The organism is Kitasatospora xanthocidica (assembly GCF_014656195.1).
Taxonomy (GTDB): domain Bacteria; phylum Actinomycetota; class Actinomycetes; order Streptomycetales; family Streptomycetaceae; genus Kitasatospora; species Kitasatospora xanthocidica.
Genome location: NZ_BNBY01000003.1, coordinates 275,908 through 294,920 on the forward strand (window position 1 = coordinate 275,908; position 19,013 = coordinate 294,920).

13 protein-coding genes and 1 pseudogene are annotated in these 19,013 nt (G+C 72.6%); 8 read left to right on the forward strand and 6 right to left on the reverse strand.

The genetic code is table 11. The annotated features are described in order from the left end of the window. The first annotated feature begins 142 nt into the window (after nt 1–142). The 5 genes from IE332_RS07405 (at nt 143) to IE332_RS07425 (ending at nt 9,591) form a co-directional block, all read left to right on the forward strand. Nucleotides 143–892 (forward strand): GntR family transcriptional regulator, encoded by a 750-nt coding sequence (locus IE332_RS07405; RefSeq protein ID WP_189914334.1) that lies wholly within the window; start codon nt 143–145, stop codon nt 890–892. Nucleotides 893–929: 37 nt separating this feature from the next. After that, nucleotides 930–2,588 (forward strand): purine-cytosine permease family protein, encoded by a 1,659-nt coding sequence (locus IE332_RS07410; RefSeq protein ID WP_189914335.1) that lies wholly within the window; start codon nt 930–932, stop codon nt 2,586–2,588. 103 nt (nt 2,589–2,691) lie between these two features. Next, nucleotides 2,692–6,321 carry an urea carboxylase gene (gene uca / locus IE332_RS07415; protein ID WP_189914336.1) on the forward strand — a complete coding sequence of 1,210 codons (3,630 nt, stop codon included), beginning with the start codon at nt 2,692–2,694 and terminating at the stop codon, nt 6,319–6,321. Continuing rightward, the gene (gene atzF, locus IE332_RS07420) at nt 6,318–8,033 is read left to right on the forward strand and encodes an allophanate hydrolase (RefSeq protein WP_189914337.1); all 1,716 of its coding nucleotides are present in this window, start codon (nt 6,318–6,320) and stop codon (nt 8,031–8,033) included. The genes uca and atzF overlap by 4 nt, the downstream gene beginning before the upstream one ends. 187 nt (nt 8,034–8,220) lie before the next feature. Next, on the forward strand, nt 8,221–9,591 hold the full coding sequence (locus IE332_RS07425) for a cation:dicarboxylate symporter family transporter (RefSeq protein ID WP_189914338.1): 1,371 nt from the start codon (nt 8,221–8,223) through the stop codon (nt 9,589–9,591). Nucleotides 9,592–9,633: 42 nt separating this feature from the next. Here the strand turns inward: IE332_RS07425 and IE332_RS07430 are convergent, their stop codons facing one another. The 3 genes and pseudogenes from IE332_RS07430 to IE332_RS07440 form a co-directional block, all read right to left on the reverse strand. Then, a complete protein-coding gene (locus IE332_RS07430) occupies nt 9,634–11,223 on the reverse strand; it encodes an FAD-dependent oxidoreductase (protein ID WP_189914339.1) in 1,590 nt (529 codons plus the stop codon). A gap of 35 nt (nt 11,224–11,258) precedes the next feature. Next, nucleotides 11,259–11,585: pseudogene (locus tag IE332_RS07435) on the reverse strand (FAD-dependent oxidoreductase); the annotation flags it as partial. Between the two features lie 327 nt (nt 11,586–11,912). Beyond that, nucleotides 11,913–12,977: a phosphatidylserine decarboxylase family protein gene (locus IE332_RS07440; protein ID WP_189914340.1), complete on the reverse strand. Its 1,065-nt coding sequence runs from the start codon at nt 12,975–12,977 to the stop codon at nt 11,913–11,915. A gap of 394 nt (nt 12,978–13,371) precedes the next feature. Between IE332_RS07440 and IE332_RS07445 the strand changes: the two genes are divergently transcribed. Both IE332_RS07445 and IE332_RS07450 read left to right on the forward strand, forming a co-directional pair. Further along, nucleotides 13,372–16,107 carry a tetratricopeptide repeat protein gene (locus IE332_RS07445; protein WP_189914341.1) on the forward strand — a complete coding sequence of 912 codons (2,736 nt, stop codon included), beginning with the start codon at nt 13,372–13,374 and terminating at the stop codon, nt 16,105–16,107. Nucleotides 16,108–16,325: 218 nt separating this feature from the next. Then, nucleotides 16,326–16,874, forward strand: a complete 549-nt coding sequence (locus IE332_RS07450) for a DUF1259 domain-containing protein (RefSeq protein ID WP_189914342.1) — start codon at nt 16,326–16,328, stop codon at nt 16,872–16,874. Between the two features lie 75 nt (nt 16,875–16,949). Here IE332_RS07450 and IE332_RS07455 read toward each other — a convergent pair whose 3' ends face one another. Both IE332_RS07455 and IE332_RS07460 read right to left on the reverse strand, forming a co-directional pair. Then, on the reverse strand, nt 16,950–17,483 hold the full coding sequence (locus tag IE332_RS07455) for an ATP-binding protein (RefSeq protein WP_189914343.1): 534 nt from the start codon (nt 17,481–17,483) through the stop codon (nt 16,950–16,952). Between the two features lie 97 nt (nt 17,484–17,580). Further along, nucleotides 17,581–17,949 (reverse strand): STAS domain-containing protein, encoded by a 369-nt coding sequence (locus IE332_RS07460; protein WP_189914344.1) that lies wholly within the window; start codon nt 17,947–17,949, stop codon nt 17,581–17,583. A gap of 119 nt (nt 17,950–18,068) precedes the next feature. On the opposite strand from IE332_RS07460, the gene IE332_RS07465 reads away from it, so the two are divergent. Next, nucleotides 18,069–18,416 (forward strand): helix-turn-helix transcriptional regulator, encoded by a 348-nt coding sequence (locus IE332_RS07465; RefSeq protein WP_189914345.1) that lies wholly within the window; start codon nt 18,069–18,071, stop codon nt 18,414–18,416. Between the two features lie 13 nt (nt 18,417–18,429). Here the strand turns inward: IE332_RS07465 and IE332_RS07470 are convergent, their stop codons facing one another. Next, nucleotides 18,430–18,852: an SsgA family sporulation/cell division regulator gene (locus IE332_RS07470; protein WP_189914346.1), complete on the reverse strand. Its 423-nt coding sequence runs from the start codon at nt 18,850–18,852 to the stop codon at nt 18,430–18,432. Nucleotides 18,853–19,013: the final 161 nt, after the last annotated feature.

Here is a 19,013-nt window from a genome sequence, read left to right on the forward strand (position 1 = left end):
CGGCTTCTCAGGGACCGCAGGCCTTGCGGGAGTTCGGAGCGGTCGGCAGGCCGGGGGCGCGAGTGTAGGTGAGATTCCGGTAACGAGCCGTTCACCCCGCGCGGGCTTCCGGGGAAACACGCGGTTCCTAGTGTCTCCGCTCATGGATGCGAAGCTGTATACGCCCTCGGATGCCGTGCCGGCGGATGCCGCGCCGGCGGCGGGAGCGCCGCCCACGCCCTCACTGCGCGAGACGGTCTACGCGAAGCTCCGCGCGGCCGTGCTCGACGGCGAGTTCGGTGCCCGCGAGCGGCTGGCCGAGGTGCGGCTGGCGGCGCGGTTCGGGGTGTCGCGGACCCCGGTGCGGGAGGCACTGGCGCGGCTGGCGTCCGACGGGCTGATCGAGCGGGGGGACGGCGGCTTCTTCGTCACGATCCCCAACCTCAGGCAGCTGAAGGACTTCTACGAGCTCCGGGTCACCCTGGAGCTGCGCGGTGTCGCACGGGCGATCGAGGACCCCTCCCTCAGGCACGACCCCGCGGTCATCACCGTCGAGCTGGACCGCTGGTACGCGATGCGGAAGTGCCCCCCGGCGCCCGACCCGCGGTTCGTCGTGCAGGACGAGCGTTTCCACGCCGAGCTCTCCCGCGCCTCCGGCAACCCCGCGCTCACCGACGCCCTGGTGGCCGTCAGCGAGCGGATCCGCCAAGTGCGAATGTACGACTTCCTCACCCAGGACCGGGTCGAGACGACCATCGCCGAACACATCGAGATCATGGAACTCGTCCGCGACGGACGGCTCGACGAGGGCTACCGGGCCCTGCACGCCCATGTCGGCGACTCGATGGCCGTGGTGCTGGAACGTGCCCAGCGCGCCATCACCCAGATGGCCGTGCACGCCGACCGTCTCTGAATCCCCCACACACACCCGCACGCCGGAAGGGCTGACCATGAGCACCGCCGAGTCACGGCTGACGACGACCGCACCACCCGGCACCGAGAAGAGCCAGGCGACGAAGGAGACCCTGGAGGACTACACCCTCCGCTTCGCGCCCCGCAGTTACCGCCGCTGGACCCCGATGGTCGTGGCGACCACCGCGCTCGGCGGCATCGCCTACATGGCCGACTTCTCCATCGGTGCCGGCATCGGCCTGGCCCACGGCACCGGCAACGCGCTCGTGGCGATCGCCGTGGCCGCCGTGGTCATCTTCGTCACCGGCTTCCCGCTCGCCTACTACGGCGCCCGCTACAACGTCGACCTCGACCTGATCACCCGCGGCTCCGGCTTCGGCTACTACGGCTCGGTACTGACCAGCGTCATCTTCGCCAGCTTCACCTTCATCTTCTTCGCCCTCGAAGGCTCGATCATGGCCCAGGGCCTCAAGCTCGGCCTCGGGCTGCCGCTGTGGCTGGGCTACGCGGTCTCCACGCTGATGGTGATCCCCCTGGTGATCTTCGGCATGAAGGCGCTCAGCAAGCTCCAGGTGTGGACGACGCCGGTCTGGCTGGTGCTGATGGTCGCCCCGCTGGTCTACCTGATCGCCGACGACCCCGGCAGCGTCGACCGCTTCCTCTCCTACGCCGGCACCGGCGGCGAGGGCGGCGTCAACCCCGCCTCCGTGCTGCTCGGCGCCGGCGTCTGCCTGTCCCTGATCGCACAGATCGGCGAGCAGATCGACTACCTGCGCTTCATGCCGCCCAAGACCGAGGCCAACAAGCGCGGTTGGTGGACCGCCGTGATCATGGCCGGCCCGGGCTGGGTGGTCCTCGGCGCCCTGAAGCAGGCCATCGGCGTCTTCCTCGCCGTCTACATCATCACCAAGGTCGGCGCGGCCGCCGCCCCGGAGCCGATCCAGCAGTTCAAGGGCGCCTTCGACGCGATGATGCCGTCCTGGCTCGTCGTCCCGCTCGCCGTGGCCCTCGTCGTGATCAGCCAGATCAAGATCAACGTCACCAACGCCTACTCCGGCTCGCTGGCCTGGACGAACTCCTTCACCCGGGTCACCAGGCACTACCCCGGCCGGATGGTCTTCGTCCTGGTCAACCTCGGCTTCGCGCTCGTCCTGATGGAGGCCGACATGTTCAGCTTCCTCAACAGCATCCTGGGCTTCTACTCGAACTGCGCGATCGCCTGGGTCGTCACCGTCGCCACCGACATCGGCGTCAACAAGTACCTGCTGAAGCTCTCCCCGCTCCAGCCGGAGTTCCGCCGCGGGATGCTCCACGCCGTCAACCCGGTCGGCGTGGTGGCCTTCACCGCCGCCTCGGGCCTGTCGATCGCCATGTACTTCCACGCCCTCGGCGACACCCTGCAGCCGTACTCCCCCGTGGCCGCCGCCGTCATCGCCTTCGTCCTCACCCCGCTGATGGCGATCGTCACCAAGGGCCGGTACTACCTGCGCCGCACCGGCGACGGCATCGACGAGCCCCTGCTCGACGCCGCGGGCAACCCCAGCGCCGTCACCCTCGACTGCCACGTCTGCCGCCAGCCCTACGAGCGCCCCGACCTGACCGCCTGCGCGACCCACGAAGCGGTCGTCTGCTCGCTGTGCCTGAGCACCGACAAGGTCGGCGACCACGTGCTGCCCGCACAGCCGGTCACCGTCTGACCCCTAGACACCCCGACACGCCCAGAGACACACCTCGCGACACCGGCAGCCCGTCAAGCACCGCCCCCACCGCCCCGCCGCCCGCTCCGGAGGAGCCGCCATCGTGTTCGACACCTTGCTCGTAGCCAACCGCGGCGAGATCGCCTGCCGCATCCTGCGCAGCGCACACGCCCTCGGGTTGCGCACGGTGGCGGTGTACTCCGACGCCGACCGCACCGCCCCGCACGTCCGGATGGCCGACGAGGCCGTACGACTCGGCCCGGCGCCCGCCGCCGACAGCTACCTGCGCGCCGACCTGGTGCTGGAGGCGGCCCTCGCCACCGGCGCGGGAGCGATCCACCCCGGCTACGGCTTCCTCTCCGAGAACGCCTCCTTCGCCGCCGCGGTGGAGGCGGCCGGCCTGGTGTTCATCGGCCCCACCCCGGCCCAGCTGGAGGTCTTCGGCGCCAAGCACACCGCCCGGGCCGCCGCGCTCGCGGCCGGAGTCCCCCTGCTGCCCGGCAGCGGCCTGCTCGCCGACGAGGCGGAGGCCCTGGGCGCGGCGGAGACGGTCGGCTACCCGGTCATGCTCAAGGCCACCGGCGGCGGAGGCGGCATCGGCATGCGGGCCTGTGCCGGACCGGGGGAGCTGCGGGAGGCGTTCACCCAGGTGACCCGCCTGGCCCAGGGCAGCTTCGGTGACGGCGGGGTCTTCCTGGAGCGGTACGTCGACAGCGCCCGCCACGTCGAGGTGCAGGTCTTCGGCGACGGCGCCGGCGGGATCGCCGTGCTCGGCGACCGCGACTGCTCCCTCCAGCGCCGCAACCAGAAGGTCCTGGAGGAAGCCCCGGCACCGGACCTCCCCTCCGACGTCCGAGCCCGACTCCACACGACGGCACGGGAGTTGTGCGCGTCGGTCGACTACCGCTCCGCCGGTACCGTGGAGTTCGTCTACGACGCCGCGCGCCAGGAGGCGTACTTCCTGGAGGTGAACACCCGTCTCCAGGTCGAACACCCGGTCACCGAGGAGACCCACGGCGTGGACCTCGTCGCCTGGATGCTGCGGCTGGCCCGCGGCGAGACCGGTTTCCTCCACGAGCCGGTCCCCCGCGGCCACGCGGTCGAGGCCCGGATCTACGCCGAGGACCCCTCCCTCGACCACCGGCCCAGCTCCGGCCTGCTGACCCGGGTCCGCTTCCCCGACGGCGTCCGCGTCGACGGCTGGGCCGAGACCGGGCAGCTGATCTCCACGGCGTACGACCCCATGATCGCCAAGATCATCGCGACCGGCGACACCCGCGCCGAGGCCCTCGACCGCCTCGCGCGGGCCCTGGCCGACACCAGGATCGACGGCGTGGAGACCAACCTCGGCCTGCTCCGCGCGGTCTGCCAGGCGCCCGACGTGCGGGCCGCCCTGCACACCACCGCCACCCTCGCGGGCATCACCGATCCGCGACCGCGCATAGACGTCGTACGCGGCGGCGCGCAGACCACCGTGCAGGACTGGCCCGGGCGCACCGGCTACTGGGAGGTCGGCATACCGCCCGGCGGCCCGATGGACGACCTCTCCTTCCGCCTCGGGAACACCGCCGTCGGCAACCCCGAGGGCGCGCCGGGCCTGGAGTGCACCCTGGAAGGAGCGGCCCTGCGCTTCTCCCACCCGACGGTCGTCTGCGTGACCGGCGCCCCGGCCGAGGTCCGGGTCGACGGACGGCCCGTCGAGCAGTGGCAGCCGCTGGAACTGGCGGCCGGCCAGGTCCTGGACGTGGGCACCCCGAAGGGCCCCGGCATGCGGACCTACGTCCTCGTCCGCGGCGGCCTCGACCTTCCCGACTACCTCGGCAGCACCGCCACCTTCACGCTCGGCGCCTTCGGCGGGCACGCCGGACGGGCGCTGCGCGCCGGAGACGTCCTGCGCCCGGCCGCGCCCGCCGCCGACGCCCCCGCCCCCTCGGCGGTGCCGGCCGCGGACCGCCCGCACCTCACCACCCACTGGCGGATCGCGGTCAGCGAAGGACCGCACCCCGCACCGGACTTCCTCACCCGCGACGGCCTGCGCACCGTCTACGAGACGGACTGGAAGGTATCCGCCCAGTCCGCCCGCACCGGCGTACGGCTCATCGGCCCGCGTCCCGAATGGGCCCGGCCGGACGGTGGCGAGGCCGGCCTGCACCCCTCCAACGTCCACGACACCGCGTACTCCGTCGGCGCGGTCAACTTCACCGGTGACACGCCCGCCATCCTCGGCCCCGACGGCCCCAGCCTCGGCGGCTTCGCCTGTCCCGTCACCATCGTCCGCGCCGACCGCTGGAAGACCGGACAGCTGCGCCCCGGCGACACCGTGCGCTTCGTCCCCGTCGGCGAGACGACCGCCGACGCCCTGCGCCGCTCCCCCGCCCTGCTCACCCTCCCGACGAACGCCGGCCCGGACGGCGACGACGGTGTCGTCGCCCGCCGCCCGGCCACCGACACCACCCCCGAGGTGACGTACCGGCGCGGCGCCGAGGACAACATCCTGGTCGAGTACGGCCCGATGACGCTCGACCTGTCGCTGCGCATGCGGGTCCACGCCCTCGCCCAGCACCTGCACGCGCTGCGCCCCTCGGGGCTCGTCGACATCACACCGGGCGTGCGCTCCCTGCACCTGCACACCGACCCCGACGTGCTCCCCCTGCGCACCCTCCTCGGTCTGCTCCAGGAGGCGGAGGACCAGCTCCCCGCGACCGCCGACCTGACCGTGCCCAGCCGGGCGGTCCACCTCCCGCTCTCCTGGGACGACCCGACCGTCGAGGAGGCCATCGCCCGCTACACGGCCTCGGTCCGCGACGACGCGCCGTGGAACCCGTCGAACCTCGACTTCATCCGCCGCATCAACGGCCTGGACAGCGTGGAGGACGTACGACGGACGGTCTTCGCTGCCCAGTACCTCGTGCTCGGCCTGGGCGACGTCTACCTCGGCGCCCCCGCCGCCACCCCGCTCGACCCGCGCCACCGTCTGGTCACCACCAAGTACAACCCGGCCCGCACCTGGACCGCCGAGGGCGGGGTCGGCATCGGCGGCGCCTACCTGTGCGTCTACGGCATGGAGAGCCCCGGCGGGTACCAGCTCATCGGCCGCACCGTCCCCGTCTGGGGCGGCCTGCGCCCGCCCCGCTCCTTCGCCGACGGCCAACCCTGGCTGCTGCGCTTCTTCGACCGGATCATCTGGCACCCGGTGAGCCCGGAGGAACTCCTCGACATCCGCGCCGACCTCACCGCCGGACGCACCGCCCTGGACATCCGGCCCGGCACCTTCTCCCTCGGCGAGCACGAGAGGTTCCTGCGCGAGAACGCCGACAGCATCGCGGCCTTCCGCACCCGCCAGGCGGCCGCCTTCGAGGCGGAACGCCAGGCGTGGGAGAAGGCGGGCGAGTTCGCCCCCCGTGAGGCACCGGAGGCGGTCGTCCAGGACGCCGCTTCCTTGACCCTCGAACCGGGCAGTGTCCTGGTCGAGGCGCCGCTCAGTTCGACCGTGTGGAAGGTCAAGGCGCGGCCGGGAGACCGGGTCGAAGCCGGCCAGCCGCTCCTCGTGCTGGAGGCCATGAAGATGGAGGTGGTGGTCCGGGCCCCCGCCGGCGGCGTCATCGCCGACGTGCTCGTCACCCCCGGCCAGCAGATCGACGGCGGCACCCCGCTGGCCGTCGTCAGGGAGTCCACCATGGAATCCGTCGTTGAATCCGTCGTTGAATCCGTCCTGGAAGAGGAGACCGCATGACCCAGGCCCCGACCGTCAGCTGCGCCGAGCGCGTCACCGACGCCTACCGGCGCATCGCCGAAGCCGACCGGCCCGAGGTCTGGATCACCTTGCGCCCCGAGACCGACGTCCTGGCCGAGGCCGGCGAGCTGGACCGGCGCATCGCCGCGGGGGCCGAACTGCCCCTGGCCGGCACCCTGGTGGCCGTCAAGGACAACATCGACGTGGCCGGCCTGCCCACCACCGCCGCCTGCCCCGACTACGCCTACCCGCCGGGGCGCTCGGCGCCCGCCGTGCAACGGCTGGTGGACGCGGGCGCGCTCGTCCTCGGCAAGACGAACCTGGACCAGTTCGCCACCGGTCTGGTCGGCACCCGCAGCCCCTACGGCCCCGTCCGCAACGCGCTGCGCCCCGAGAAGATCTCCGGCGGCTCCAGCTCCGGTTCGGCGGTCGCCGTCGCCCTGGGCATCGCCGACATCGCCCTCGGCACCGACACCGCCGGCTCCGGCCGCGTCCCCGCCGCCCTCAACGACATCGTCGGCATCAAGCCCACGCTCGGACTGGTCCCCACCACCGGAGTCGTCCCCGCCGCCCGCTCCTACGACGCCGTCACCGTCTTCGCCCGTACCCTCACCGAGGCCCAGCGGGCCCTGGCCGTGATGATCGGCCCCGACGAGGGCGATCCGCTCAGCCGCGCCTGGCCGGAGGACGTGCGGCTGTCGGCCCCGGAGCACCCCCGCCTCGCGGTCCCCCGGGACGAGGACCTCGCGCCGCTCTCGCCGGAGGCGCGGGCCGCGTTCCGTACGGCCGTCAAGCGCCTGGAGGCCGCCGGCGCCGAGGCCACCGTCATCGACGTCTCGCCCCTGCTGCAGGCGGCACGCCTCCTCTACGACGGCGCGCTCGTCGCCGAACGCTACGCCGCCGTGGGCGAGTTCATCGCCGGTGACCCGTCGGCCGCCGACCCGACCGTGGCCGGGATCATCCTCGCCGCCGGCGGACTGCCCGCCCACGCCCTGGCCGCCGACCAGGAACGCCTCGACGGGTACAAGGCGCTCGCCCGCCGCCTCCTGTCCGGCTACGACGCGCTGCTGCTGCCGACCACCACCGAGCACCCCGACATCGCCGCCGTCCAGGCCGACCCCGTGGCCGTCAACTCCCGCCTGGGCACCTACACCAACTTCGTCAACCTCCTCGACCTCGCCGCCGTCGCCGTGCCGGCCGGCGAGGCCGACGGCAGCCCCTTCGGCGTCAGCGTCATCACCCGCGCCTTCGAGGACCAGCCCGCCCTCGACATCGCCGCCCGCCTCACCGACGAACAGGCTCCGACTCCCCTGCCCGGCACGGGACTCGACCTCGCCGTCTTCGGCGCCCACCTGCGCGGCCAGCCCCTCAACCACCAGCTCACCGACACCGGCGCACGCTACGCGGGCGAGGTCACCACGAGCGCGGCCTACCGCCTCACCGCGCTGACCACCGTCCCGCCGAAGCCCGGCCTGGTCCGGGTCGGCCCGGGCGCCGGAGGCCCGATCGCCGGAGAACGCTGGACCCTCTCACCCGCGGCCCTCGGCCGCTTCCTGGCCGCCCTGCCCTCCCCCATGTCGCTGGGGCGGATCGAACTCGCCGACGGCACCTGGGTGCTGGGCTTCCAGTGCGACCCGCACACCGCGTCCACCGGAACGGACATCACCCACCACGGCGACTGGCGCACCTACCTCGCGACCGGCGCCTCCTGACCGTCGCTGCCGCGGCGGCGGCCGCCGGGCTCCTCGGGAGGAGTCGAGGCCCCGGCGGCCCGCACGACACCCGGCCTTAACGCCGGGGACGTGGGGGTGTGACGAACGGCCAGCAGAATCCACCACACGCCCATCGATGCGGAAGATTCATTCCGCTGTACGGAATTCTTCCGGGAAGGGGATTCGCATGACCGACGCATCCGCGCCGGCCCGAAACCGGGCCGTGGCCGTGCTGCTCTCACCGTTCGCCCAGGTCATCGCCGCTATCGGGCTCGGGATCGCGGTGGGGAACCTGTGGCCGGACGGCGCTCACCACCTCAAGCTGATCGGTGACGCCTTCCTCAACGCGATCAAGGCCGTCATCTCGCCGCTGGTCTTCTGCGTGGTGGTGCTCGGGATCGCCAAGGCCGGCGACATCAAGACCGTCGGACGGATCGGCGTCAAGGCACTGATCTGGTTCGAGGTCGTCAGCACGGTCGCGCTGCTGGTCGGCCTGGCCGCCGGCAACCTCCTGGAACCCGGGCAGGGCTTCGCCGGTGGTCACCCGAAACTCGACGCCGCGGCCGTGGACCAGAAGACCGCAGGCGCCCAACTCCCCGGTTTCACCGGCTTCCTGCTGAACCTGGTGCCGACCAGCGCGGTCGGGGCCTTCGCCAACAACCAGCTGCTGCAGGTGCTGTTGCTGGCCGTGCTCTGCGGGACGGCGATCGGACACCTGGGCCACACCCGCACCCCGCTGGTCCTGCAACTGGTCGACCAGGCCGGTCAGGTGATCTTCAGGGTCGTCGGGTACGTGATGAAGCTCGCGCCCCTCGCCGCGTTCGGCTCCGCCGCCTACCTGATCGGCCAGTACGGCATGTCGGCGCTCTCCTCGTACGGCGCCCTCATCGCCTGCTGCTACGGTGCCGCGCTGCTGTTCGTGGTGGGCCTGGCCGTGCTGCTCAAGGTGTTCACCGGGCTCAGCCTGTGGCGCTTCCTCCTCTACACCCGGTCCGAGTTCTCGCTCGCGGTGGCGACGGCGTCCAGCGAGGTCGTGCTGCCGAGGATGATGCAGAAGCTGCGCGACGCGGGCGCCGGCGAGGCGCCGACCGGGCTGGTGCTGCCGACCGGCTACTCCTTCAACCTCGACGGGGCGTCGATCTACCTCTCCGTGGCCACCCTGTTCATGGCGCAGGCGCTCGACGTGCACCTGTCGCTGGGCCAGCAGGTCACCATCGTGCTGATGCTCATGCTCACCAGCAAGGGCATGGCCGGCGTCCCGGGCTCCGCGTTCCTGGCCCTGTCGGCGACCGCCGCCGCCGTGCACGCCTTCCCCGCAGGCGCGGTGGCTCTGCTGCTCGCGGCGGACCGCCTGATGGACACCATGCGCGTGGTCACCAACCTGCTCGGCAACTGCGTCGCGACCTTCGTCGTGGCCCGCTGGGAGGGTCTGCTGGACATCGGCCGCGCCAAGGCCGCACTCGCCGGAGAGCCGGTGTCCACGGAGCGCGGCGCACGCGACACGACGACTGACCACCCGGAGCGGAGTGCGCCCGTACCGGTGGCCGCGCTCGACTGAGCCACCGGCCGGTGGGCGTCCCTCAGGAACGGGGTGGCCGCCTCAGCGCTCCGGACCGCCGAACCACCGGCCGGCGGCCCGCTCGAAGGCCGCACGATCGAAGGCCGAACGCTCGAAGGCCGCACCATCGAAGGCCGCACCATCGGGTTCGCGATCGCCCGCCCAGGCGACCGTGCCGTCGGGCCGGACGAGCACGGCGCCCAGGCCGAGGTCGTTCCTCGCCGTCCCGGCCGTGTACCGGATCCGGCCCTCCCAGCCCGTCGCCGAACCGTGCAGGGCCCGGTCGGCGGTGAGGTCGAGCAGGACCCCTCGCCCGTCGTGCATCAGGTCACCGAGGCGGGTGCCGTCCGCGAGGCGGAGGTCCGGGGCGCTGCGGCCGGTCAACGGGTGTTCGCCGCCGAGGTCGTAGCGGTTGGCCGAGCCCGACGTCCGCTCGAAGACGTAGGTCGTCCCGTCCCGGGTCCCGAGCAGGTCCCGGACCACTCCCTGGATCGCCCGGGCGTGCGGGTCCGGCCTCATGACCTCCACCTGGGCGCGTGACCAGTCGAGCACCGCCGCGCCGATCGGATGGCGCTCACCGGTGTAGGTGTCGAGAAGCCCGTCCGGCGCGTGCCCCCGCACGGTCGCCGCGAGCTTCCATCCCAGGTTCACGGCGTCGCCGAGGCCGAGGTTGAGTCCCTGCCCGCCGAGCGGGGAGTGGATGTGGGCGGCGTCGCCCGCGAGCAGCACCCGCCCCTGGCGGTAGGTCGTCGCCTGCATCGCCCGATCGGTGAAGGTCGAGGCGAGCCGGACGTCACTCAGGGTCACGTCGGTGCCGGAGACCCGGCGCAGGACCTCCTGGAGCTGGTCGCGGGTCGGTGGCTGCGAGCGGTCGAAGGCTCCGCCGTCGAAATCCATCACGCCGATGTGCCCGTCCAGGTGCGTCCGGAGGTACAGGCCCATCGGCGTCAGGTTGAACCCGGGGCGCAGCTTCTCCGGATCGGCGACCGTGGCGTGCATGACGTAGCCGGTGAACTGCGGCTCGGTGCCGACGAATTCGAAGCCCGCGTGCCGGCGCACCGCGCTGCGCCCGCCGTCGCAGCCGACGAGCCAGCGCGCCGGGTACTCGTGCTCGCCGGCCCGCGCGACCACACTCCCGTCGTGCTGGTCGACGGCCGTGACCGTGACGCCGCGCCTGATCTCCACGCCGAGCTCGGACGCCCGCTCGGCGAGCACCGTCTCGACCGCTTCGAGGTTCGTCACCGCACCCTCGGCCGCCGGGCCGGACAGCCGGAACGGCAGGGCGGTGAGGTCGACCTTGGCCGGGTCGAGCATCATGCCGGCGAAGTGGCCCGCGCCGCGCGGGGGTGACGGTTCGTCCGCGTCGAGGTCCGCACCGGGGTCCGCACCGGAGTCCCCCTCCGCGTCGTCGAGGGCGCCCGAGGCCGTCAGCAGCGGGCGCAGCAGCCCCCGGCGGTGGAACGCCTCGACCGACGCGGCGGACAGGCCCCGCATCCCGAGCGGTTCCGCCTTCCACGGGGAGCGCGGCTCCGGCTCCCGCTCCAGCACCAGGACGGAACAGCCCGCGAGGCGCAGCTCGCAGGCGAGGAACAGGCCGACCGGGCCGGCGCCCACGATCGCTACGTCATGCATGAGAACTCCTCGTTCCGAAGCGGGGGTCGAACGGCTCATCGGCCGTACTCGGTGATCATGTCGGCCAGGCGCCGGGCCGTGTTGTCGCCGGAGTCGGCTCCCTGGACCTGGGCGCCTTCGAAGACGACGTCCTCGGTGGGGCGGGCGAACATGGCCTGCTCGTACGCGGTGAGCACGGCCTCGACGTCGTCGGGGTGTGCGGCGAGGGCCGTGCCGAGTTCGGCGCCGTCGAGCATGGCCAGGTTGGCGCCTTCGCCGTTCGGGGCCACGAGGTGGGCGGCGTCGCCGACCAGGGCCACCCCCGGGACCCGGTTCCACCGGTGCCCGATCGGCAGGGTGTAGTGGGGGCGCAGGACGCGGGCGAGGACGAGGCCGCTGAGCCCGGCGCCGACGATCGTGACAGGCGTGTTCATGCTGGTGTCTCCTTCGGGATCGAGGCCGCCCGGTGAGCTCCGGCCGGCCGCCTCCGGAATGTCAGGCACTCAGAGACTGACCCGGGCCGCTCACACGGCGCACACACGGCACTGACAGCGGCTCACATGCGGCTGACACGCCCGTACGGCGGTGACGGGGGGCTGCTCGGTCTGCCAGCACTCACCACGAAGGGTCCGCCGACACGTCGGCGGACCCTCAGGAGTGATCGCGGTCGGCGATCTGTCGGCGATCTGTCTGCGGCGGGAAGACGTCCCTCAGCGGGTGTGGGCGATCTGCGAGTTGACCGCGCACCACTGGCCCTTCGCCATGTCTCCGGTCGTGTTGTCCGGCACGTCGAAGGCGGCCACCGCACCCGGCTGGAAGACCAGGACCATGCTGGAGCCGCCGTAGCTGAAGTACCCCAGCTCGTCGCCCTTGCCGACCGTCTGCCCCGGCGTGACCCCGATGGTGAGCGAGGAGATCTCGGTGATGCCGACGGGCATCACGCAGACGACGCCGACGGGGTCGGCGCTCTTGATGAAGACCAGGGCGCGGGCATTGACCGAGGCCTCGTAGATCTGCGACTGCACTCCGGCGTCCTCGTCGTGGCCCGCCGATTCGAGCTCCGTGAACGTCAGCCCCTCGACCACCCGGGCGCTGATGACCGTACCGCCGACCGGTGCGTGCCAGCGGTGGTAGTCACCGCCGGAGAGGAACGACTGGTAGACGTCGCCGCCCACGAAGCCCTCCGTCAGATCGCTGCCGTCCAGCATGTCGTAGAGGGAGTAGCGCTGGCCCTTGACCCAGAACTCGTCGGTGCGCTGCACGTTCCCCTGGATCCTGACCACCCTGCCGTCGTTGGGGGCGACGATGACCTTGGGATCCGTGCCGCCCGCGACCGGCCGCTTCTCGGGCCTGATCTCCCGGTGGAAGAAGTCGTTGAACGAGGCCAGCCCGCCGTAGGGCCGCCCGAAGTCGATCTCGAAGTCGTCGAGCTTGAGCTGCTGCCGAGCCGCCGGTGACAGCCATTGGTCGGTGGTCAGCACCTCACGGCTGGCGGGGCTGTCCAGGTACGCGCACCACTCCCGCATGATCCCCACGAGCGCCCTGTTGAGGTCCCTGTTGCGGAAGACCGCCTCCCCGGCCGGCGTGAACATCATGTCGTGCCGCACGATCGCGTTCCGCGCCTGCTGCCGCTCGACGTACCCGCCGACCTCCTCCAGCCAGGCGTGGACGACGGACCGGTCCTCCGGCAGGTACCCGCCCGCCCGGCCGAACGAGTTCCGGTAGCGGGCCTCGACGGCCTGCTCGCTGTACTGGTTACCGTTGCTGTACGTCATCGGGCTCCCTCACCTGACTGGTGAACTGAACGCGACAGGGAAGTCCTGACTCCGCGTCCACGTTCGGCAGCACGACCTCGACCCGCGGCGCGGGGTGCCCCGCGGGGTGCCGCACGACCCGGACGAGGCCCTTCGAAACGATCTTGATTCCGCCCACCCCGATAGAATTATCCGCACACGATCTACTGGGTGTCCATCCGGCTCATCACGCGGAGTCACATCGGTCGGGTTTCCACCACAGGGCAGGGGCCCGCAACCCACCACCCACACGTGGCGAGTGGACGATCAACGGGTGGCCGACTGCCACCGGAGGCGAGTTCGGCCGAACCCGTACCGATCGACGGTGTCCCGCGCAAGGATGTGCGCCGTCGAATGATTGACGGAGGATCAGATCATGAACGAAGTGATGCCGCCGCGGCGGCCGGGGGACGGCGCGGGAGCGGAAAGCGGGACGAACGTCGTCAACGTGATCACCAACTCGACGGTCCACGGCTCGGTCGTCCAAGGCGGCACCGTCCACCTGCCGCCGCCCCCACCACCGGAATGGCCGGTGTCCATCGGCGTCATCCCGATCCTGGCCAGCGCCTTCCAGCCGCGCACCGCCGTACGCGAGGCGATCGACCAGGTGCGGGCCGGGAACGAGACGGTGGTGCTCTCCCAGGTCCTCGCCGGGGGCGGCGGAGTCGGAAAGAGCCAGCTGGCGGCCCACTACGCCTGGCAGGCCCTGGAGGACGGCGTCGACGTGGTGGTCTGGGCGGCCGCCGCCGACCCGGTCTCCGTCCTCCTCGCGTACGCCGAGGCCGCGGCCGCCGTTCAGCTGCCCGGTGCCACCAACGCCGCCGACCGCGTCGACCAGGACGCCCGGCGCTTCCTGAACTGGCTCAGCAGCACCGAGCGCAGCTGGCTGGTGGTCCTCGACGACGTCACCGACTTCACCGCCACCGGGCCGCTGTGGCCCGGGCGGTCACGCCGTGGCAACGGCCGGGTCCTCGCCACCACCCGCCAGCGCGGCGCCCACGCCTCCGGCGGCGGGCGGGCCGTCGTCCCGGTCGACGTCTACGACACGGCCGAGGCCGTCGCCTACCTGCGCGAACGCCTCACCGGCGCCGGCTACCCCTACCTGCTCGACCCCCGGGCCGAGGACCTCGCCGAGGCGCTCGGACGGCTGCCGCTCGCCCTCGCCCACGCCGCCGCCTACATGGTCAACCAGCAGCGCACCTGCACGGCCTACCTGGACCTCTTCCGGGAGCGCACCCGCACCCTGGACGCCGTGCTGCCGCCCGAGGCGGACACCGAACTGTACGGGCGGCCCGTCGCCGCGGCGCTGCTGATCTCGCTGGACGCCGCCCAGCAGACCGAACCCAAGGGCCTCGCCGTCCCGGCCGTCCGGCTGGCGGCCCTGCTCGACCCCGCCGGACACCCCCGCGAGCTCTGGACCACCGACGCGGTGACCGAGTACCTCGCGAAGCAGCGCGCCGCCGGAGCGACCGGACCGGACTCCCCGCCACGCGCCGGCGGCCCGGACGCGGAGCCGGCCGAACCGGGGGAACCTCCGCCGGTCAGCGCCGACGAAGCGCTCACCGCCCTCGCCGTCCTGCACACCTACAACCTGATCAGCAGCTACCCGGCCGGGGTCGACCTCCCGCACCGGGGCCCGGTGGCCGCCCACCGGGAGGTCTCCATCCACGCCCTCACCGCCCGCGCCGCCCGGGACACCACCCCGGAACCGACCCCCACCCAGTCCGCGGTGATGTTCGCGATGTACCAGCTCTGGCCGGCGGAGGACCACCTCGACCACCGCCTCGCCGCCAGCCTCCGGGCCAACACCGCGACCCTGCGCGACACGGTCGGCAGCGAGGTCCTCCGGCTCTTCCCGGGATTCGCGCTACGGGACAGAGCAGGGCTGAGCCTCCTCGCCGCCGGCCTGCACACCGAAGCCGTCGACCACTGGGAGGAGGAGGTCGAGGCCAACCTGGCCGAACTCGGTCCCGAGGACCAACGCACCCTCATCTCCCAGGCCAACCTGGCCGCCGCCTACGAGCAGGCCGGCCGTGCCACGGACGCCGTCGTGCTCCGGAAACGGGTCGCGGTCGAACATGAGCGCCTCTTCGGAGCCGACTCCCCCGAGACCCTCGACATCCTCGGCTCCCTCGCCGCCTCCTACACCCAGATCGGCTTCGAGAGCGACGCGGTGACGCTCAAGGAGCACGTCCTGGCCGCCCGGGAACGGGTGCTCGGCCCGCTCCACTCCGACACCGTGAACTCGCGGAACAACCTCGCGCTCACCTACGAGATCAACGGGCGGTACGAGGAAGCGCTGGCCCTGAAGGAACAGGTGGTCGTCGAACTCGCGAACCTGCTCGGCGCGCAGGAGCATCCCCGGATGCTCATCGCCCTGGCGAGCCTCGCCTCCAGCTACGCCCAGGCCGGCCGGCTGGCGGACGCGATGGAGATCGAGGAGAACGTGCTGGAGGCCTCCGAGCGCATCCTCGGGCCCGACCACCCCGACACCATGGCCGTCCGGGTCTCCCTCGCCTCCTCGTACGCCGCGACGGGCCGGGGCGAGGAGGCCCTCGCCCTGCGACGGCAGGCCGTGGCCGACCAGACACGGGTCCAGGGCCCGGAGCATCCCGACACCCTCAAAGCCCTCGCCGACCTCTCGGTGTCCTGCCGGAGGACGGGGCGCCACGACGAGGCCGTCGAGATCGCGGAGCGGGTACTACCGCTCCGGTCGCGAGTCCTCGGACGGGACCACCCGGACACCCTGATCTCCGCCGCCAACCTGGTCAACGCCTACGCCACGGCAGGCCGACCGGGGCGGGCCCTGAAACTCGCCGAGGCCCTGCGCCCCCACCAGGAACGCGTCTTCGGCCCGCACGACGACAGCACGCTGGCGGGGCGCCACGCCGTGGCACTGCTACGCGTCCTCCGGGGCGAGTCCGTCCTCGCCGAGGATCCGGCACGGGCCGCGAAGGACGCCGAGCTGGCCATCGAGGCCGTCGGCCCGCACGTCGAACCCCGGCTGCCGGCCCTCGACGAGGCGCTGGAAGACGCCCGCCGCCTCGCCGAGGCGGCCCGCGCCGCGCTCCGGGCGCGCGAGGGTGCCCCCGGGGGCGGGGGCAAGGGCTGAGCCGGCGATACCGGCGGGTCCCCGGACACCCTCGCACGTCCCTGACCCTCGCGGCAGGACGGTCAGTGTGTGAACGCGTCCTTGACCCCGCGCACACCGGATCGCCGGTACGGCGTGGCGCTTCAGCGCTTCGACGGCCCCGCTCGGTTTCATGGTCCCGACCGGCCGTCCGGCGGGGCCGAGGACTGAGCGGCTGAGGGGCTGATGTGGTGAGCGGCATGTCGGCACGGGGTGCGGAGGACGGCCGGGGGAACCCGTCGCGCCGGCGGCTGCTGGCCGTGGCGGCGACGGTGCCGGTGCTGGTCGGATCCGCTCCGAGGGCGGCCGCGGTGGAACCGGCCCGGCGGCAGACGGTGATGCCGGTGCCTACCGTGGAGGCGGACTGGGGTGAGGTGGCCGAAGTCCTGGGCCGGCCGGGCACGATGGCGGACGGCTCGGTCTACCGGGTGCGCTTCACCCGGCAGGACCTGCCGGTGACCACCTACGGCGTCCGGCTGTTCGTGGGCTCCTACGCCGCCTTCACCCGCTACGGCGACGGCCGGACACTGCTGATGGGCAGCCTGTCGGTCACCGAGGCCGAACTGCAGCCCGCCGTCGACGCGCTGCACGAGGGCGGGCTGGACGTGACCGCGGTCCACAAGCACCTGCTCGCCCACGAGCCGGCCATGTGGTGGGTCCACTTCCACGGACACGCCCTCGCCCCCTCGGCCCTGGCCCGCACCCTGCGCGCGGCACTGGACGCCACCGACACCACCCCCGCCGCCTGACCGGGCGTCATCCGCACCGGCCGTCCGCCGGCCGCAACCAGTGCGGCATCGCCACCGAGGCCGACCTACCCGTCCTCAACCGCCCCGCCCCCTACCAGAACCCCTGGCCCACGCTCCCCCAGCCACCGTCGGGTCCGGCTCGCCCGGGCGAACCTCCGGGCGTCCCCGGACCGCGCGATCCGTGAGCCGGCCGGGCGGCAGTGACAGGTCCGCCCACACGGCCTTGCCTCCGTTGAGGGGGTAGTGCCCCCAGCGCACGGCCAGGCGTTCCACGATCATCAGCCCGTAGCCGCCGTGCCCGGCCGGCCGGTGTCCGGCGCGGCGCGGCGGCTCGGGGCTCGGGTCGGTGACCGTGACGCGCAGCCGGGCGCCGTGCTGGGTGAGGCCGAGGTCGCAGGGGCCGTCGGCGTGGCGTACGGCGTTGGTGACGAGTTCGGCCGTGACCAGCAGGACGTCGTCGGATGCGGCGGGCGGGTCGGCGAGGTGCCGGTCCCGTACGAACCGGCGGGTGAAGGCGATGGCGTCGCTGACGCAGTACGGATTGCCGTCGGTGTCGAGGGTGAGCCGGCGCTGGTGGTGGGAGGCCGCAGGGGCGGGGGTGGGACACATGGAAGGACCCGGCCTGTCCGGAGCTTCTTCGTGGTCGGGCGTGTGCCCCGCTCCGATCCGCCCAAACCGTTCCGTGCGGAGGGTTCAGTGCGGAGCTTCAGCGCGGCGCGGCGGGCGGCCGCAGGCTGTGGCGGACGGCCTGTTCGGCGGTGGCACGGACCGGGAAGAGCGGGGCGGTCTCGGTGATCTCCAGGACCCGGCGCACCATGTCGCTCGGCGCCACCAGGACCAGTGCGGTCGGTCGGCCGAGTGTCCGTTGTCGCAGCGTGAGCAGGAGGTTGAGGCCGGTGGAGGTGAACAGTTCCACCCGGGAGAGGTCGACCGCGAGGACGGAGGGTGCCCGGTCGAGGGCGGCGTTCAGCGCGTGTGCGGCGATCGGTTCGCTGTCCATGGTCACGTCGCCCGCCAGGGCGCAGACGAGCGCGTCCCCGATGGCCACGGTGTCACTCTTGAGACGGACGGACATGGGAAGGTCTCCTTCACGTACCGTTTCCATCCTCACCCGCTCACCGCATATGTCAAGATTTGCGTGAATCGAATGTCGTGTTTTCGACACCGTGAACCGGCGGTCGTACGCTGAGAGACGTGGAGAACGGCACCGCTCCGGGTGGGTCGTGGACCTTCCTGACCAACCACGCCCGCGTGCTCGTCCAGATCGCGCGCGACCCCGGCATCCGGGTCCGCGACATCGCCGCGCGCTGCCTGCTCACCGAGCGGGCCGTCCAGCGCATCATCGCGGATCTCGAAGAGGCCGAGTACCTCTCCCACGAACGCCGCGGACGCGCGAACCACTACCACGTCATCGACGGCAAGCAGCTGCGGCACCCGGCCGACAGCGGCCCCACGATCGCCGAACTCCTCGCCACCCTGCTGCGCTCGTCGACCGACGGCACTGCCGCGGCCCCGGCGGCCGGGCCGGGCGACGCGGCCTGAACCGGGCGCGCGGTCAGTCCGTGTCGCGGAACCAGGCGAGGGCGGTGTCGATGTCGAGGTGGTCGGGCTCCGATCCGGCGGGCACCAGCGTGAAGGCGTCCGCGAGGAAGGCGGTGACGGCGGCCTCCGGGGCGCTGAGCACGGCCTGGCCGTCCGGGCTCCGCAGGGTGATGAGGACTTCACCGGCGGTTCCCGGCCTGACCTTGACGTCGCCGTTGCCGGCCGGGGCGTGGCGGCCCTCGTTCAGCAGGTCGCGACTGAAGTACCAGCACACCTCGGCGTCGGGGCCGGTGCAGCCGCACGGGGTCAGCGGAAACACCAGACACGCCGCGTAGGGAAGGGCGGTGTCGAAGCGGAGTTCCACGTCCACCGGCAGATCGGGCAGCGGGCTGTCGGGGAACGTGACGGGCATCGGGCGGACAGCGGACTTCTGCATCGGGTCGCCCTCCTGCGACGGTGGTGCGCGCCGGCCCGGGCGGACCGACGTGTGTCAACGGCGCCTACCCGTCGCCGCGCATGCCAGTCGGCGGGTCCGGAATCTCCACAACTCCCATGCGTCCGGCGCACGTTGCCCGCCACACCCGCGCCGTCCGGCCC

Bases quoted from the DNA above. Each gene is read 5' to 3' on its own strand.
- IE332_RS07405 (WP_189914334.1), top strand. From the start codon at position 143: ATGGATGCGAAGCTGTATACGCCCTCGGATGCCGTGCCGGCGGATGCC.
- IE332_RS07410 (WP_189914335.1), top strand. From the start codon at position 930: ATGAGCACCGCCGAGTCACGGCTGACGACGACCGCACCACCCGGCACC.
- atzF (WP_189914337.1), top strand. From the start codon at position 6,318: ATGACCCAGGCCCCGACCGTCAGCTGCGCCGAGCGCGTCACCGACGCC.
- IE332_RS07425 (WP_189914338.1), top strand. From the start codon at position 8,221: ATGACCGACGCATCCGCGCCGGCCCGAAACCGGGCCGTGGCCGTGCTG.
- IE332_RS07430 (WP_189914339.1), bottom strand. From the start codon at position 11,223: ATGCATGACGTAGCGATCGTGGGCGCCGGCCCGGTCGGCCTGTTCCTC.
- IE332_RS07440 (WP_189914340.1), bottom strand. From the start codon at position 12,977: ATGACGTACAGCAACGGTAACCAGTACAGCGAGCAGGCCGTCGAGGCC.
- IE332_RS07445 (WP_189914341.1), top strand. From the start codon at position 13,372: ATGAACGAAGTGATGCCGCCGCGGCGGCCGGGGGACGGCGCGGGAGCG.
- IE332_RS07450 (WP_189914342.1), top strand. From the start codon at position 16,326: ATGTCGGCACGGGGTGCGGAGGACGGCCGGGGGAACCCGTCGCGCCGG.
- IE332_RS07455 (WP_189914343.1), bottom strand. From the start codon at position 17,483: ATGTGTCCCACCCCCGCCCCTGCGGCCTCCCACCACCAGCGCCGGCTC.
- IE332_RS07460 (WP_189914344.1), bottom strand. From the start codon at position 17,949: ATGTCCGTCCGTCTCAAGAGTGACACCGTGGCCATCGGGGACGCGCTC.
- IE332_RS07470 (WP_189914346.1), bottom strand. From the start codon at position 18,852: ATGCAGAAGTCCGCTGTCCGCCCGATGCCCGTCACGTTCCCCGACAGC.